Genomic DNA, 17,569 nt, shown 5'->3' with positions numbered 1-17,569 from the left:
ATTCTTACCTTCTGGGTAACCTTTCCCTTGATACGTTCCAAGTAATAACGGATTCCCTGCCCCAGCAGTTAGTGGAATAAACTTATCAAATTGAATGTAATTGCGGGCCCACCATGGTCCAAGTACGATAAGTCCTATTCCTATACTTATAATCGCTTGCTTCATCATAATGCGGAATGGATAGCGCTTCATTAAGAGATATATAAATAATGGTATTGGATATAAAGCAACTTGTACGCGTAAGTACAATGCTAAAAAGTAGAAAATTAATACAATTAGAAAATGTTTCGTTTTATGAGTATCAGCTAATTTTAAGCTCCAATATAATAATCCCAATGAAAAGAATAGAAACGGTCCTTCTGTTAAAGTTAAATTTTCCACAACAATCTCTGGAGGATACACAGCTAATAAGAAAGCACCTATTAATCCTGCAGCGGGATTCAATAAATAAGTACCAATCTTATAAGTTAGTAAAATACTAAGTACCCCTAATAGGATAATAATTAATTTAGCTACAAAAAGGCCTTCATTGCCATTTCCAAAAAAGTAAAATACAGTAGCTAAAAACGCTGGAAAACCTGGCATAATATGAATAGTTGGTTTATCCGGCTCATGATATGTTAACATTCCTGTTTCCAATAAAATATTTGCCGTTTTTTGATAGCCTAGATCATCGCTAGCTAGAGTCAAATCTGCACCATGTGTTTGTAAAGTTGCAAAACGAAGCGCAAAACCGACTATCATAATAATCCCTAAAAGAATTACATTAGATTTGCGAGTAAATCGCCTTAACATCTCATCTTCTCCCTTCAAATACATAATTTTCAAATTATATTTCTATATTTTTACAAGACAATATATTCTATAATAAATACTTTTTATACAAAGTACAATAATAGAAAGTTGATTTACAAAGTTTATATGCGTTAAACTGATACAGATGTTCTTGTAATCTTCTTCCTTTCAAAAGGCTTGTATATATGGTGCAAGACATAAAAAATTTGAGGAGATAAAAATTCTATGATGGAACAAAAACAACTTGTTTCTGTTGTCATACCCCTGTATAACACAGAAAAATATATTGAAGAAACAATGCAGTCAATACTGGATCAAACATATAAAAACATTGAAATTGTAATTGTAGATGATGGAAGTAAAGATCAATCACCTTCTATCGTAAAAAATCTTGCAGAAAAATATCCGGGTCAAGTAAAATACGTTCACCAAAAAAACCAAGGTGTTTCAGTAGCTCGTAATACAGGGATTGAAAATGCTAGCGGAGAATATGTCGCTTTCCTTGATAGTGATGACTTATGGCATCCAACTAAAATTGAGAAACAAATCGAGAGTATGCATAAAAACAACATGGACGCGTGCTATTGTGGTTATATGAATTTCTACGAAGAAACAGGTGAAAAGGTTGAGCATACAACAAACTTTATTAAAGGTGATATGGCAAAAGCATTCTTAACACACCAAGTTGTTGCTCAAACAAGTACTTGGATTTTCAAACGCTCTATCGCAATGAATCATAATATCCGTTTTACACCAGGATGTAGCTGGGGAGAAGACTTGGAGTTTTTATTTAAACTAATGAGTGTGACAAATGTATGCTATGTCGATGAATACTTAACATATTATAGAATCTTATCGGAAGGAAATCTTTCTTCTAAATATAAAGATTACGAATTAAAAACCACTAAAGAACTGGAAGTATTCAATCGTATGAAAGACTGGGTACATAATAAATCTCAAGACTTCATTACGAAAGACCCTCAGTCACTTATTGAGATTCTTGAGACTTATTTATTCCCTTATACGGTTATCAATAATGCTTGTATATACATTAAAGAAAACTCTCAATTGGATAATGCTCAAGTTCAATTAATCAAAAAAGATATAAAGAAATATTGCCGTAAAATCTATTCAAAAAACGGAAAGCGTAGTAAAAAACTATATGCAATGCTTTGGTTTGTGCGAATTAAATTTCTGTTTTCTTAAACCGAAAATATAGTACTCACCTCTCTTTCCGTAAACAAATCAAATTTACAAATAGGACAAACTAAAAAAGTCCTAAAGAATAGAAAGGTTTTTTCTCATGAAAACAAATAAGATTCTTAAAAATGCCTCCTACCTATTTGTAGGAAATATTACTGTTCGATTTGTACTTGCTATCGCGACGATTCTCTTTGCAAGATACGTTTCTCCTGGTGAGTATGGAATGTTTACAACTGCATTAGCAGTTTCCGCTGTTATTTGTTATTTCACAGATGCAGGTTTGACACATACGTTTATGCGTGAAGGAACAAGAAAGGATGCAAATATTAGCGTACTAATCAGTAGTTATTTACGCATTCGTTTCGTATTAGCTGTCGTAATTTCTGTACTCTTCGCTATTTTTGCTCAGTTCTTCTATACGGATGTCTACTTACGTGCCATGGTATATTGGGTTGTACTACCGACAATGTTTGGAGCAACTTTACAAGGCGTTGGAATGGCTTATTTCCAAGTAACAGAACGTATGCAATTTACAGCGATTATTTCTGTACTACAAGGTGTAACAGCCGCAGCTGCGCTTCTACTAGGAATGTCGTTGAAATGGTCACTTATGACAGTCGCTGCCATGTATGGGATATCTAGTCTTGTAACAGGAGTCATCGCCTTCATAATGGTACTCCGCCATACGACAGTTCATAAGGGCTGGGACAAAGGAATTTTAGATCAACTGCTGATTTTCACAATCAATGGCATTATCATTATGCTTTTACCACAGTTAGGCCCTATTATATTAGAAAAAGTTTCGACGTATGAGCAAGTTGGATTCTTTGGAGCTGCATCGAAAATACCTGCAGTCCTTTATCAAATACCTGGTGTAATTGCAGCAGCCTTCTATCCAAAATTATTTGCGTTTGGAAATGAAAAGAATATTGATGAACATAGAAAACTATCTCAGTTTGAATTAAAACTGATGTCTTTCTTAGGAATGGGGATCTCCATTCCATTTATCGCTGATCCAAGCTTTTGGATTGTTACTTTGTTAGGTGAAGAATATGCTCCAGCTGGTGATGCTCTTGCCATTTTAGCCTTTATGGTCATTCTACAATCTATTAACTATCCACTTGCTGATAATTTAACGACAATTGGTCAACAATGGAAACGCGCAACAACAATGGGAATCGGACTAGCTGTTGCCGTTATAAGTTACATCGTCTTAGGTGGTCAGTTTGGAATGATGGGAGCCGCTATTGCCGCTATCCTTACCGAGATTACGTTATTAATCGGATTCACTCTATTTGTTCGTAAAGGCTTCTCTTTACTATTTAAAGGGATTATATTCAATACCTTAGCCTTTATAATCAGCTATATTCTATACCGTACAATATTAATTACCTTACCGCCACTAGTTGCTTTAACAATTACTGGTATATTATACGGTATTATCGGTCTTGCAATCGATCCACAAATACGCGGATTGATTTTAGGATTTATAAATAAAAAACTGGCTCGAAAATAAATAAAAATAAAAACTTCAAATCAAATTTGAAGTTTTTATTTTTATCTTCTTCACTTAAAAAATGAGCCCTTTTCCAATCTATATCTTAAATTGACTTGCCTTTCTGGAATGATTATACTTGGAAACGAACAGCACTAGATGTACAACAGCTATTATTAAGGTAATTCATAGTTAATTCTTCATGTAAATATTAACTATTCACGCCCTAAATTTAACACAAATTGCACAAATGAACACTTTATTAATACTATTAAAAATCGCCGATTCATACATAGTTTTTCTTCATCCTAAAACGATATCCAGAGATGAAGAATGTGGCAATTGCATTTAAGGAGGCTTATTTATTTAATGACTTCAGAAGTAAATAAAAGAACATTTTTCACTAAAAGCACACTTATTATTATTCCATTATTAATAATATGTGCATTTGCTTTTCATTACTTTTTCCTAAAATCAGACAGTGTATTTTCTAGTACGGGAGATGCATTATCACAATTCAGTTTCTTTACATTCCTTTTACAACACGCATTTAAAGATGGGAATTTATTTTGGTCTTGGGATTATGGATTAGGTGGAGATTTATTCGGAGAATTTAGTTATTACTATAGTACAGCACCATTTTTCTGGCTTACACTTCTACTTCCTAAACTAAATTTTGACCAAATCTTTGAGATGAAGCTATATATGAGTATTTTAAAAAGTACATTAGCGATGTTATTCATGTATGGTTCTTTACGTTATCACAATAAAACTATTTTTTCTTCTTTCATTTCTGCCATTATATATGGAGGATGTGTAACTTTCATTCGCCATTCTTTATTATGGGATTTCATGGCAGATGCTATAGTGTTTTTACCTTTAGTAATATGGGGATTAGATAAATATATTTTAGAGCGAAAAAAGGGATTATTCCTGTTTGCAACAGCACTTATGCTTGCATCAAATTTCTATTTCGCTTTCATTACTAGTATTTTTATCTATATTTATGCCTTTTTCCAATATTTCGCTACACAGCAGAACAAAACAATTAAAACATTTATAATTTATTATATTAGAATTGCTTTTCTATATGCTTTATCACTAGGTTTATCTGCTGTTTGCTTTATACCATCTGTAAATGGTGTATTTAGTTCCGATCGACTCGCTACAAAATTTACTATACCGTTATTTTTTGAAGATACGTTTTATAAAAACTTAATGGAAAGTATCTTTTTCATTAATAATACAGAGGATTATCAGCTTGCATTCCCTGTTTTCATCCTCTTCCTTATTACTAGCGCGCTTCTAATACGCAATAAACTTGTCACAAATAAATTGCTCTTTACTGGGTTTATGTTAGTGCTATATATGCTTCCATATACGTATTCCGTATTTAATGGCTTTTCTGCTATGCAATACAGATGGTTTTACTTATTTGCATTTGTGGTTGCGCAAACTGTCGCCTACATTTTAGATTGGATGCTGCTCCACAAAAAGAATGTCAATTCTTTAATAGGTCCTTTGCTAGCAACAGCATTATTTATTTACGCATTCTATAGAAAAGTAAATATAAACGCACAGCCGCTACAAACGATTGATAAAATTTTAATTTGCACTACTGTATTATCTATTATTACAATATTACTATGGCGCTATTTATCAAAAGTAGCCTTACAATGTTTCATTGTATTAAATGTACTCGTCAATGTAATATTTATTAATTACTTCTATTCAGATTTTGCTCTTAGTAAACACTTTAATCAAGCAGGCGTGACAAAAGAATCATTACATGGGCCAGGTCTTGATAATAAGGATGAAATTGACGCAATTCGTTATATACAAAATCAAGATAAAGATTTTTATCGAATTATCAATCCAAACAATAATTATAAAAATACGCCGATGTTGCAAGGTTATCATGGTACAAGTACTTATCAAAGCTTAGTCAATTATCATGTTCATGACTTTATGAAGAATAAGTACAATGTTTTCCAAGGATATGATAGCCCATCTATGTTCTTCCAGTTAGATAAACGATTATTCCTTGAGAACATGCTAGGGGTAAAATATTATGTACTAAGTGAAGGTGCTAATAAAACCGAAATTCCTTATGGCTATAAGCATTTACAACAAGTAGGTCCTTACAACATTTATAAAAATGAATTTGCACTACCATTAGGCTATGTATACGAAGCTGGAATAAGTGATGAAGAATTTTCAAAACTTAATTTTGCTGAGAAAGATCAACTTTTATTAGATGCTGTAGTTGTAAATGATGTTGGAAGTCTTCCATTAAAACAATTTAATACAAAACAGCTAGATTCAAAACAAATTAAGATTAATCCAAATAAAATGAAGTGGGAAAATATAGAGAAAGAGAAAGATATACTCACTGTTCATGAAAATGGGCGTATAATAGTACCTATTGATAATAACGATATGTTAGGTGATCTTCTTGTTGAAATTAAAATTAGAAATATAAACAAGGAATCATTTGGAGTTACCGTGAATGACAAATCTATGATAAAAGGTAATGAGGATGGAGCTTATGCTTATCCGTTAGAAAGATTTGTTTACAACTTAGGAAAAGATGCGAAGCCAACCGAGCTAATCATTTCTATTCCTACTCCTGGTCAATATGAGTTGAAAGACTTACAAATCAACAGTACTAACTATCAGACTGTCCCTAAAAAAGTAAATACTTTAAAAGAAAATAGTCTACAAAACATTTACTATGAAGGTAACTCCTTAAAAGGTGAGATTAATTCCACTAAGGATGGATTACTATATTTATCGGTACCGTATAGTAAAGGATGGTCAATAAAAGTTGACGGTAAAGAAACGGAATTTACGAAGGCTAATTCCGCCTTTATTGGCGTTCCTATTTCCAAAGGGCAACATGTAGTTGAAATGAAATACGTCACACCTTATTTCAAAATGGGTCTCGTTATTTCTATCATTTCATTTATCATTTGCATCTCGCTTCTAGTTCTTGGAGATACGAAAAGATATTCAAAATTAAAAAATCGTTTTAAAAAAAGTTATTAAAATGAAGTGAAGTAAAAGTTGAAGATGATTGCTTCACTTTTACTTCATGCCCAGTTTAAAATTACACCTAAGGAGGTCCTAACATGACCCTTTCAATAGTAGTACCATGCTACAATGAGGAAAAGGTGCTTCGTGCCTTTTATTCAGAGACTTCTCTTGAAATTCATAAATTAACTACCGATTATGAATTTGTTTTTGTTAATGATGGTAGTAAAGATGATACCTTAAATATTTTACGTGATTTAGCTAGTGCAGATTCATCGGTACACTATATATCGTTTAGTCGAAACTTCGGAAAAGAAGCTGCAATGTTAGCAGGTTTAAAATATGCTACAGGCGATGCAATCGTTATTATGGATGCTGACTTACAACACCCTCCTACATTAATAAAAGAACTGTTAGAAGGATATAACGACGGCTACGACCAAGTCATTGCAAAAAGGACAAGAACTGGTGATTCACCCGTTCGCTCTTTCGTCTCTCGTCTTTACTATAAAGTAATGAATAAATTTGTAGATATTGAATTAGTAGATGGTATTGGTGACTTTAGACTTTTAAGCCGAAGAGCAGTGGATTCTTTAGTATCCTTAAGTGAATACAACCGATTTTCGAAGGGCTTATTCTCTTGGATTGGTTATAACGAATTAATCATTGAATATGAAAATGTATTACGTTCTGATGGAGAAAGTAAATGGACCTTCTCGAAATTATTAAATTACGGAATTGATGGTGTAATTTCATTCAATAATAAACCGTTACGTCTATCTATATATCTTGGATTACTAACAACCATTTTTGGACTTTTATATGTAATCACTACGTTCGTTCAAATCATCCTTGGTGGTGTGGAAGTTCCTGGTTACTTTACTCTCATTTCCGCTATACTATTTATTGGCGGTATTCAACTCATATTCCTAGGGGTTATTGGTGAATATATCGGTCGTATTTATTATGAAACAAAACGTAGACCACATTTTATTGTAGCTGAAAAGAAAGTTAGTGAAGTTAAACAAAAGGCATAACAAAAAAGTTACTTCTATAGGTAGAAGTAACTTTTTTATATCCTAACATTTACACACCCTTTTTTTGCATAGATATAATCATTTCTTTTAGCCCATTATAATACGAAGTTTTTGGTATCTCCCCGATACACCTCTCATATTTCTCCCCGCTTAATACAACTGGTTTTTCCGTCAAATATAGCATTTCCACAAATTCTTTCATCTGCTTATCAAACAGACCAATGAACTGGATCATTCCTCTTTTTACAGCTATTATTCGTTTGGTATATCCCGTTAATTCCCGTATGTGTTGAATCATTTCCTCACCTGTAATGACACCATAACCTGGTATGTTCCAATTTTGTCCATAGGCCTCATCATGTGAAGCTAATTCAACCATCGCTTTTGCACCATCTGGTGTAAAAATATATTCACGGGCAATCTTTTTATCTCCAACAAAGCTAGACATTTTATTTGCAAGTATTCCCTTTAATGTATGATGGACAAGTGTATTTTCTGCATTTGGACCATAAAAGTCTGGGAAATGAGCAATAAACATTCGTACATTAGCTTGTTTTGCCATCTCTTCAAGTTGTAAACGAATCTTCCCTTTCTTTGTTTGTGGTCTCTTTTTAGCATCTTCTTTTACAAGCCCTTCCCCTTGCCTTCCATACGCATAAATATTATCAACTATTCCTAGTTTGATACCGTAATGTTTCGATACCTCTAATATGTTTATTAATAATTTCTCTTGTTGTTTCTCCCAATCTGAATACGGAATATTTACAGCATGAAATATAATATCAACGTCTTTAGCGGCATTCATTATATCCTCTTGTATAAATACATCGCCTGCTACAACTTCTACATGTTTGTTCCCAGAAAATAATGCACCTAATCTCTCCTTATTTCTTGCAAAAGCAACTACATGAATCCCTCGGTCACATAATTCGTTTACAATTGCATAACCCATTGAACCAGAAGCACCTAATACTAAAGCCTTCTTCATTATAAATCCCCTCCTAAATTAATTAACCATCGTTCAATTAATGTTAAAAAGAAAATCACTTACATAAGAAGCGATTTTGAAATAAACTCTACATGTACTTTAGCCAAACCTTGTAGTTCTTCAAACGTTTGACCACTTCTGCAATAATGTGCTACAAATCCATGTAATGATAAAAAAACAGACCATATTATCATCGCATTTAATTTCCCATCACATAAAGAAGAAATAACCTTCGCAAATTTTTCATAGCTAACATTAGGACTATTTGCCAAACACTCTTTTAATTCGGCATCTTTAATTAAAAACATAATTTCATAATGACTCTGATTTCTTAGACCAAATTCAATAAAACCGAATAAAACTGCTCTTAGTTGCTCTTCTCTCGATAATTTTTGATTACAAATTTCATCTAACTTTTTATTTAATAATTGAAAATCCTGTTCCACCATTGCGTAAAATAGCTCTGCTTTGTTTTTAAAATGATAATAAATCGAACCATGGCTATATCCAAGTTCTGTTGCAATTTTGCGCATTGAAGTATGTTGATATCCTTGTGCTATAAATAGCCCCCTAGCTACATTCATAATCATTTCTCTTGTTAGTTCTTGTTTAACTGCTTTCCTTGGCGACATATTTCATACCTCACACATTTAATTAACCGCTGTTCAATTATATTATATATTTTCAGAAAATTAATGCAACCCTTTTTTTGAAAAAATATACATTTTGAAATGATGGCATTATATGAAAGAATTTAGTATCATGATTCAAGGTACTATTTCAAGTTGGACGGAGGATACTATGAGCTTATTAACAGTTGAAAAATTAGGACATACATTTGGCGATCGTACATTATTTAAAGATGTATCTATGCGATTATTAGCAGGTGAGCACGTTGGATTAGTTGGTGCAAACGGTGTTGGTAAATCAACATTCATGAATATCATTACTGGTCAGCTTATTCATGACGAAGGTCGTGTAGAATGGACACCAGGCACACATTACGGTTACTTAGATCAGCATACGGTTTTAACGCCTGGACGTACAATTCGTGACGTACTAGCGGATGCATTTTTACCGTTATTCGAAAAGGAAACAGCTTTAAATGAAGTTACAGAAAAAATGGGAACTGCTACACCAGAAGAACTAGAAGAACTTCTTGAACAAATGGCAGAAATACAAGATGCACTTGAAGCAGGTGGTTTCTATTTACTAGATATGAAAATTGAAGAGGCTGCACGTGGTCTTGGAATTGATGCTATTGGTTTAGATCGTGATGTTTCAGCACTAAGTGGTGGACAACGTACAAAAGTATTGCTTGCAAAGCTATTACTTGAGCAACCAGAAGTGTTATTGCTTGATGAACCTACTAACTATTTAGACGTTGAACATATTCATTGGTTAACAACTTATTTAAAAGAATATCCACATGCATTCTTATTAATTTCTCATGATACAGAATTTATGAACAAATGTGTTGATGTTATTTTCCATCTAGAATTCACAAAAATGACGCGCTATACAGCGACATATGAAAAATTCCTAGAACTAGCAGAAATCAATAAAAATCAACATATAAACGCTTATGAAAAGCAGCGTGAGTTTATCAAAAAGCAAGAAGACTTCATTGCAAAGAACAAGGCTCGTTATTCAACGACAGGTCGTGCAAAGAGTCGTCAAAAACAACTTGATCGCATGGAACTTATTGATCGTCCGGAAACAGCAATTAAACCTGAATTCTCATTTAAAGAAAGTCGTGCAAGTAGTCGCTTCGTCTTTGAAGGTGAAAATGTAGAAATCGGATATACACATCCGCTACTACCAAAGCTATCAATGACAATTGAGCGTGGTGAAAAAATTGCTATTGTTGGATGTAATGGTGTTGGTAAATCAACGTTACTAAAAACAATCTTAGGTAAAATTAAACCTTTAAACGGTAAAACAAGTCTTGGTGACTTCTTAGAGCCTGCATACTTTGAGCAAGAAGTTAAAGCTGATAATATAACACCAATTGATGATGTATGGAATACATTCCCTGGCCTAGACCAGCATCAAATTCGTGCGATGTTAGCAAAATGCGGATTAAAAAATGAACATATTTCTCGCCCATTAAGTCAATTAAGTGGTGGAGAACAAGCAAAAGTTCGTTTATGTAAGTTAATGGGTGAAGAAAGTAACTGGCTACTATTTGATGAGCCGACAAACCATCTTGATGTTACAGCAAAAGAAGAACTTAAGAAGGCTATGAAAGCATATAAAGGAACAATTCTCCTTGTATGTCACGAACCGGAATTCTATGAAGATTGGATCACAAAGGTTTGGGATGTTGAAAAATGGTCAGAAAAAAATAACTAAATTATTTCATATTGGTAAAAAAGCCGTTCCTAAAAATATTTAGGGACGGCCTTTTTTTATAAACAAGGATTTTTTATATCTCCCACAATATAAAAAATTAAATATGTTAATCATATCCTGGTTTTTAAATTATTACATTTCAATGATATTTTTGGTATTATTTAGATAAAATAGGAAAGGAATTAATCGAAATGGTATTTAGTAACCTTGTCTTTTTATGTTTATTTTTACCTGCCGTACTCTTAATTTATTATGCTGTACGCAAAGAACTACAAAATATAGTTTTATTATTTTTTAGTTTAGTATTTTATGCTTGGGGCGAACCCATTTATGTTTTCCTAATGCTGTTCTCTATCCTTGTTAACTATTGGTTTGGGATTTTATTAGGGAATAGTCGCTTCACAAATGGTCAAAGAAAATTATTACTAACGTTTGCAATTGTAATGAACACCGCTATTTTAGGATATTTTAAATATGCAAACTTTTTAGTAGATAATATTAACTCTATCTTACATACCAATATTGTTCTTGAAAAAATACCTTTACCAATTGGTATTTCATTTTTCACGTTCCATGCGATGAGTTATATTATCGATATTTATAAGAAAAAAGTCGATGCTCAACGAAATATCTTTGATTTGGCCTTATACTTTACTGTATTTCCACAGTTAGTAGCAGGACCAATTGTTCGTTATAATACAATTTCTCATCAATTACACGAGCGAACTGTTGATGCCGACAAATTCTCTGAAGGTGTCCGCCGATTTATTATTGGTTTAGGTAAAAAAGTTTTAATCGCTAACCAATTAGGTGTTATAGCCGATGAGATCTTCGCAATGAATCCTTCTGATATGAGTGTATCATTAGCTTGGATGGGAGCCATTGCCTATACGCTACAAATTTACTTTGATTTTTCTGGATATAGTGACATGGCAATTGGATTAGGAAAGATGTTTGGATTTGATTTTCTAGAAAACTTTAATTATCCATATATCTCAAAATCCATTTCTGAATTTTGGCGTCGTTGGCATATTTCGCTCGGTTCTTGGTTCCGTGATTATGTCTATATTCCACTTGGAGGAAATCGCGTTACAACTTGGAAAGTTTACCGTAACCTCTTCATTGTATGGGGACTAACCGGTTTTTGGCATGGTGCTAGTTGGACCTTTATGATTTGGGGTATTTATTATGGAGTTCTAATTGCACTTGAAAAAGCTGGACTCGAAAACCTACTTCAAAAATTATGGAGTCCTCTTCAACATATTTACGTGATGTTTTTAGTTATTATTGGATGGGTGTTTTTCCGTGCAGATAACTTCAGTTATTGCTTTGAATTCCTAAAATCCATGTTCGGATTTAACGGTCCGTTAACAGATATTAACAGTTACTTCTATATAATGAATTATTGGGGAATTTTCTTATTAGCTATTATTACTGCAGCACCCGTATTCCCATGGTTACAAAAAATGTTATCGACAAAAAGATTTGCTGTTTTATCGCCAGTATATTATTTAAGTATTCTAGTCATTGTTTTAGTATTCCTAACAAATGCAACTTATAATCCATTTATTTATTTCCGTTTTTAAAGGAGGTTCACTATGAAAAAATTTCAAAACCTCACTTTAATAATGGGGTTCCTTACAGTTATTTTTGGGGTGGGTATTTGGACAGCAAAAGTTATCCTTATAGATAAAAAAACATTTTCTGAATTTGAAAACAGAAACTTAGCAATTAGACCTGCTGTAAATGCTTCTACCATAAAAACTGGAGAGTTATTCAAAGGTATCGAAACACACTTTACAGACCATGTTGGACCTAGGGATCTCTTTCTTGAAAGCTATATAAAATTCCAACTCTCTATGAATCGAACATTCGTAAACAACATTCATGTTACAAACGATCAATTTATTTTTAATAGACCTAATATGGAAAATCATTTAAATGATGTTGATGCTGGTGTTCAGGAATTAAACACTTTGAAAAAAGATTTTCCACAAACAGAATTCTATTTCTCTTTAGTTCCTAGTAAGCAGACAGCGTTACAGTATAAGCTTCCCTCTTACCTAAATCTTGGTTACGAACAAATTCTTAGGGATCACCTTGCTGAGAAATTGACAGCAACGAAATTCCATATTATTGATGTATTACCAATGTTTAAAGAAAGATTTACTAACGAAAAACTAGAACGAATGTATTTAACTACAGATCATCATTGGAATATGGAAGGTGCCTTTTATGCATATGAGGATACGATGAACTTTATTAATTCTCATTCAAACAAATATAAAGGACAACCAATAAAGAAAGACAACTACACTATTAACTGGGAAAAACCGAAAGGAAAGTTTGTTGGTAGCTGGAATAATCAATTGTACCGCTTAATCGATACTTCATCCGTACAAATTCCATATGTCCACTATAATTTCGGTGAATCTTGGGACGACTACACAGTTTACTACGGCGCTATTAAAGATGATACCGCTAAGGAATCAATGACTCAGTTTTATGGAAAAGAAAAAGATATTCCTGCTCCTGGATATGCTAATGTTTATCAAACAGATTTCCCTGAAATAAATATCATTAATACAAAGGCGGACAATGATTTACACCTTGTTATCTTAAAAGATTCGTATGCTGATGCTACATATCCTTTATTTGCACGTAATTTTGCTAAAACAACTTTTATTGACCCTCGTTACACGCAAGGAAAAAGTGTGAAGCAGCAACTAGAAGAACAAAATGCAGATATTGTATTGTTTATATACAACGACACCAACGCTTATGGTGACATGTATAAATTTCAAAATGTAAAATAAAAACTATTTTCAAATTTAATCAGTGGGAATGAACCCCCACTGATTAAAGCCTTAATTTATATAGTAATATTGAGCTAATCTCAATCTAAAATCCTTCAAATCATTATACGCTTCTAAATTCGCTAACATCCCTCGAATAACTGGAATCCTTGGATTCGGCACTCTCATTTCGGATTCTAAAACATCTAAAGTAACTAAAACCTCATCATTTTCTAGTTGGTCTGCTAATGTTCGTTTTAATATAATAATTTCATTTAAAAAATGCTCTTTCACTTGTTCTTTAATAAGCTCTGAGCTACAAAAAAACTCTCCCATTTTTTCTTCATTTAAAACAGGCCCTTCTGAAGATTCTAGAAGCCCTTCTACTAAATCGTCTACTCTTTTTAAAATAAATGAAGCAACATGAGCGAAATCAATTTCTGGTTCATTTAAAATAATTAATTGTAAATAACCATGGCATATACCTTCTACCATAATTACTAAATCTAATAAATATGGACTGACCTTTTCACCATAAATAGACAGTAAGCTACCTCGATAAAATGCATGAGATTCTAACTTCATCCGTAGCATAAACTCTTCTACTTCTTTATTAAACGGAATGGCATTTTCTCTTGCATGCATAATAATAAATTCTTTATGTTTTTGCACATCAGTAAACTGAAAGTATAATTGCTTTTCAAATTTTTCACGTGGTAGTAAAGACTCTTTTTCAATATCCAGCATTTTCTTTTGGATTTTGTCATAATAATATCGAAGCGTCGCTAATAAAAGCTCATCTTTTGATTTAAAATACAAATAAAAAGCTCCCTTTGAAATACCACAAGTGGTGACGATTTCTTGTACCGACGTTGTATTTACACCCTTATTCGCAAACAACTTCATAGCCGATTCTATAATTAAACGCTCTTTTTCTTTCATATCTTCTCTCCTAAATTTAATCTCGCATCTTATTATAAATGTATTATACCATCTCTTTTTATTGACGTTTGACCGAATGGTCAGTTATATTATGTATTAGACTGACCAGTTGGTCAATATAATAAAAAGGGAGCGCAAACATGAACAAAATCATCAATTTCTCGTTAAAAAATAAGTTCGCAGTTTGGCTACTAACCATTATTGTTACTATTGCAGGGATCTACTCTGGACTCAATATGAAGCTGGAAACAATTCCTGATATTACAACACCGATTGTGACAGTAACTACGGTCTATCCTGGTGCTACACCAGAAGAAGTAGCTGATAAAGTTTCAAAGCCGATGGAAGAACAACTACAAAATTTAAGCGGTGTTAACGTTGTGAGCTCATCATCTTTTCAAAACGCATCTTCTATTCAAGTAGAATACGATTTTGATAAAAATATGGAAAAAGCAGAAACGGAAATTAAAGAGGCTCTCACGAATGTGAAACTCCCAGAAGGTGTTAAAGATCCTAAAGTTTCACGAGTAAACTTCAATGCTTTTCCTGTTATTTCGTTAAGCGTAGCAAGCAAGAATGAATCTTTAGCTACCTTAACTGAAAATGTAGAGAAAAATGTTGTACCAGGATTAAAAGGACTTGATGGTGTTGCATCTGTTCAAATTGCAGGTCAACAAGTAGATGAAGTACAGCTCGTCTTCAAGAAAGATAAAATGAAAGAATTAGGACTAAGTGAAGATACTGTAAAAAATGTGATTAAGGGATCGGACGTATCTTTACCACTTGGCTTATACACGTTTAAAGACACGGAAAAATCAGTTGTTGTAGATGGCAATATTACAACAATTAAAGCGTTAAAAGAAATCAAAATCCCAGCTATACCTTCATCACCTAACGGTCAAGGTAGTCAAAATGCTGGCGCTGGTGCACAAACGCCGCAAATGAATCCAGCTGCTATGAACGGAATTCCAACAGTTACATTAGACGAAATTGCTGACATTAAAGAAGTTGGGAAAGCAGAATCCATTTCTCGAACAAATGGAAAAGAAGCAATTGGAATTCAAATTGTGAAGGCCTCTGATGCAAATACAGTTGATGTTGTAAATGCAGTAAAAGATAAAGTAAAAAATCTTGAGAAAAAATATAAAGATTTAGAGATCATTTCAACATTCGACCAAGGTGCACCTATTGAAAAATCAGTTGAAACAATGCTGAGCAAAGCAATTTTCGGTGCTATCTTTGCGATTGTTATTATTATGCTGTTCCTACGAAATATTCGAACAACGTTAATCTCTGTCGTTTCAATACCACTTTCTTTATTAATTGCTGTTTTAGTCATAAAGCAAATGGATATTACGCTTAACATTATGACGCTTGGAGCAATGACAGTGGCTATAGGCCGTGTTGTTGATGACTCAATTGTTGTTATTGAAAATATTTACCGACGTATGTCGTTATCAGAAGAGAAATTGCGCGGAAAAGATTTAATTCGTGAAGCTACGAAAGAAATGTTTATCCCTATTATGTCTTCTACCATTGTGACAATCGCTGTATTCTTACCTCTAGGACTTGTAAAAGGTATGATTGGTGAAATGTTCTTACCATTTGCCTTAACTATCGTCTTCGCTTTATTAGCGTCGTTACTAGTGGCTGTTACAATCGTACCAATGCTTGCTCATTCCTTATTTAAGAAAGAAAGCATGAGAGAAAAAGAGGTACATCATGAAGAGAAACCGAGCAAATTAGCAAATGGGTATAAACGTATACTTGAATGGGCTTTAAATCACAAAATTATTACATCTAGTATTGCTGTCCTTCTATTAGTTGGTAGTCTCGCACTTGTACCCGTTATCGGTGTAAGTTTCTTACCTTCTGAAGAAGAAAAAATGATTATCGCAACATACAAACCTGAACCAGGTCAAACATTAGAAGACGTTGAAAAAATTGCAACGAAAGCTGAAAAGCACTTCCAAGATAATAAAGACGTGAAAACAATTCAGTTCTCATTAGGTGGAGAGAACCCAATGAGCCCTGGTCAAACAAATCAAGCTATGTTCTTCGTTCAATATGATAACGACACGAAAAACTTCGAAAAAGAAAAAGAACAAGTCGTTAAAGATTTACAGAAGATGTCTGGCAAAGGTGAATGGAAAAACCAAGACTTCGGAGCAAGTGGCGGTAGTAATGAAATTAAACTATACGTTTACGGAGAAAGCTCAGAAGACATTAAGCCTGTCGTAAAAGATATTCAAAATATCATGAAGAAAAATAAAGACTTAAAAGATATAGATTCTAGTATTGCAAAAACATATGCAGAGTACACTTTAGTCGCAGATCAAGAAAAGCTAAGTAAAATGGGCTTAACGGCTGCTCAAATTGGAATGGGACTTTCTAATCAACATGACCGCCCTGTTCTGACAACTATTAAAAAAGACGGTAAAGATATCAATGTATATGTAGAAGCTGAAAAACAAAATTATGAAACAATCGATGACTTAACAAATCGCAAAATTACAACACCACTTGGTAATGAAGTAGCTGTGAAAGATGTTATGACTGTAAAAGAAGGTGAAACATCGAATACAGTAACACACCGAGATGGCCGTGTTTATGCAGAGGTTAGTGCAAAATTAACATCTGATGACGTTTCAAAAGCATCTGCTGCAGTCCAAAAAGAAGTAGATAAAATGGATCTTCCTTCTGGTGTAGATGTTTCTATGGGCGGTGTTACTAAAGATATTCAAGAATCATTCAAGCAACTTGGCCTAGCGATGTTAGCTGCGATTACCATTGTATACTTCGTTCTTGTCGTTACATTTGGCGGTGCCCTTGCACCATTCGCAATTTTATTCTCGCTACCATTCACAATTATTGGGGCTCTTGTTGCCTTATTAATCTCTGGTGAAACATTAAGTGTATCTGCAAT

The 17,569-nt window shown here is 33.3% G+C and carries 12 protein-coding genes; 8 read left to right on the top strand and 4 right to left on the bottom strand.

Features of this window, described 5'->3' with window-relative positions; genetic code table 11:
- On the bottom strand, positions 1-795 hold a 795-nt coding region (locus MR170_RS25555; RefSeq protein WP_242309878.1), incomplete at its 3' end, for a glycosyltransferase family 39 protein.
- Between the two features lie 225 nt (positions 796-1,020).
- Here MR170_RS25555 and MR170_RS25550 point away from each other — a divergent pair.
- From MR170_RS25550 to MR170_RS25535, 4 genes are all read left to right on the top strand, one after another.
- Positions 1,021-2,001, top strand: coding sequence for a glycosyltransferase family 2 protein (locus MR170_RS25550; protein ID WP_029443700.1), 981 nt, complete (start codon positions 1,021-1,023; stop codon positions 1,999-2,001).
- A gap of 97 nt (positions 2,002-2,098) precedes the next feature.
- The gene (locus tag MR170_RS25545) at positions 2,099-3,514 is read left to right on the top strand and encodes an oligosaccharide flippase family protein (RefSeq protein ID WP_029443701.1); all 1,416 of its coding nucleotides are present in this window, start codon (positions 2,099-2,101) and stop codon (positions 3,512-3,514) included.
- Between the two features lie 348 nt (positions 3,515-3,862).
- Positions 3,863-6,541, top strand: a complete 2,679-nt coding sequence (locus tag MR170_RS25540) for a YfhO family protein (RefSeq protein ID WP_043935116.1) — start codon at positions 3,863-3,865, stop codon at positions 6,539-6,541.
- Between the two features lie 83 nt (positions 6,542-6,624).
- Positions 6,625-7,563 carry a glycosyltransferase family 2 protein gene (locus MR170_RS25535; RefSeq protein ID WP_043935117.1) on the top strand — a complete coding sequence of 313 codons (939 nt, stop codon included), beginning with the start codon at positions 6,625-6,627 and terminating at the stop codon, positions 7,561-7,563.
- Between the two features lie 49 nt (positions 7,564-7,612).
- On the opposite strand, the gene MR170_RS25530 is transcribed toward MR170_RS25535, so the two are convergent.
- Together MR170_RS25530 and MR170_RS25525 are read right to left on the bottom strand one after the other, a co-directional pair.
- On the bottom strand, positions 7,613-8,551 hold the full coding sequence (locus MR170_RS25530; RefSeq protein WP_063549215.1) for an SDR family NAD(P)-dependent oxidoreductase: 939 nt from the start codon (positions 8,549-8,551) through the stop codon (positions 7,613-7,615).
- A gap of 59 nt (positions 8,552-8,610) precedes the next feature.
- Positions 8,611-9,183, bottom strand: coding sequence for a TetR/AcrR family transcriptional regulator (locus MR170_RS25525; protein WP_000074955.1), 573 nt, complete (start codon positions 9,181-9,183; stop codon positions 8,611-8,613).
- A 169-nt stretch (positions 9,184-9,352) separates the two neighbouring features.
- On the opposite strand from MR170_RS25525, the gene MR170_RS25520 reads away from it, so the two are divergent.
- The 3 genes from MR170_RS25520 (at position 9,353) to MR170_RS25510 (ending at position 13,722) form a co-directional block, all read left to right on the top strand.
- A complete protein-coding gene (locus MR170_RS25520) occupies positions 9,353-10,906 on the top strand; it encodes an ABC-F family ATP-binding cassette domain-containing protein (RefSeq protein ID WP_016079570.1) in 1,554 nt (517 codons plus the stop codon).
- A gap of 191 nt (positions 10,907-11,097) precedes the next feature.
- Positions 11,098-12,492: an MBOAT family O-acyltransferase gene (locus MR170_RS25515; RefSeq protein ID WP_016079569.1), complete on the top strand. Its 1,395-nt coding sequence runs from the start codon at positions 11,098-11,100 to the stop codon at positions 12,490-12,492.
- 12 nt (positions 12,493-12,504) lie between these two features.
- Positions 12,505-13,722, top strand: coding sequence for an alginate O-acetyltransferase AlgX-related protein (locus MR170_RS25510; RefSeq protein ID WP_098852040.1), 1,218 nt, complete (start codon positions 12,505-12,507; stop codon positions 13,720-13,722).
- Positions 13,723-13,773: 51 nt separating this feature from the next.
- Here MR170_RS25510 and MR170_RS25505 read toward each other — a convergent pair whose 3' ends face one another.
- Positions 13,774-14,643 carry a TetR/AcrR family transcriptional regulator gene (locus MR170_RS25505; RefSeq protein WP_242309876.1) on the bottom strand — a complete coding sequence of 290 codons (870 nt, stop codon included), beginning with the start codon at positions 14,641-14,643 and terminating at the stop codon, positions 13,774-13,776.
- 140 nt (positions 14,644-14,783) lie between these two features.
- Between MR170_RS25505 and MR170_RS25500 the strand changes: the two genes are divergently transcribed.
- A partial coding sequence (locus tag MR170_RS25500) for an efflux RND transporter permease subunit (RefSeq protein WP_242309873.1) occupies positions 14,784-17,569 on the top strand: 2,786 nt, incomplete at its 3' end.

Origin of the sequence: Bacillus cereus group sp. BfR-BA-01524, assembly GCF_022662595.1 — a bacterium.
In the GTDB taxonomy this organism is placed as follows: domain Bacteria; phylum Bacillota; class Bacilli; order Bacillales; family Bacillaceae_G; genus Bacillus_A; species Bacillus_A thuringiensis_S.
The sequence above is the reverse complement of the archived record's forward strand: the minus strand, read 5'-3'. Positions and strand labels throughout refer to the sequence as shown.

Excerpts from the sequence above, each read along its gene's own strand:
- MR170_RS25550 (WP_029443700.1), top strand. The coding sequence starts at position 1,021 with ATGATGGAACAAAAACAACTTGTTTCTGTTGTCATACCCCTGTATAAC.
- MR170_RS25545 (WP_029443701.1), top strand. The coding sequence starts at position 2,099 with ATGAAAACAAATAAGATTCTTAAAAATGCCTCCTACCTATTTGTAGGA.
- MR170_RS25540 (WP_043935116.1), top strand. The coding sequence starts at position 3,863 with ATGACTTCAGAAGTAAATAAAAGAACATTTTTCACTAAAAGCACACTT.
- MR170_RS25535 (WP_043935117.1), top strand. The coding sequence starts at position 6,625 with ATGACCCTTTCAATAGTAGTACCATGCTACAATGAGGAAAAGGTGCTT.
- MR170_RS25530 (WP_063549215.1), bottom strand. The coding sequence starts at position 8,551 with ATGAAGAAGGCTTTAGTATTAGGTGCTTCTGGTTCAATGGGTTATGCA.
- MR170_RS25525 (WP_000074955.1), bottom strand. The coding sequence starts at position 9,183 with ATGTCGCCAAGGAAAGCAGTTAAACAAGAACTAACAAGAGAAATGATT.
- MR170_RS25520 (WP_016079570.1), top strand. The coding sequence starts at position 9,353 with ATGAGCTTATTAACAGTTGAAAAATTAGGACATACATTTGGCGATCGT.
- MR170_RS25515 (WP_016079569.1), top strand. The coding sequence starts at position 11,098 with ATGGTATTTAGTAACCTTGTCTTTTTATGTTTATTTTTACCTGCCGTA.
- MR170_RS25510 (WP_098852040.1), top strand. The coding sequence starts at position 12,505 with ATGAAAAAATTTCAAAACCTCACTTTAATAATGGGGTTCCTTACAGTT.
- MR170_RS25505 (WP_242309876.1), bottom strand. The coding sequence starts at position 14,643 with ATGAAAGAAAAAGAGCGTTTAATTATAGAATCGGCTATGAAGTTGTTT.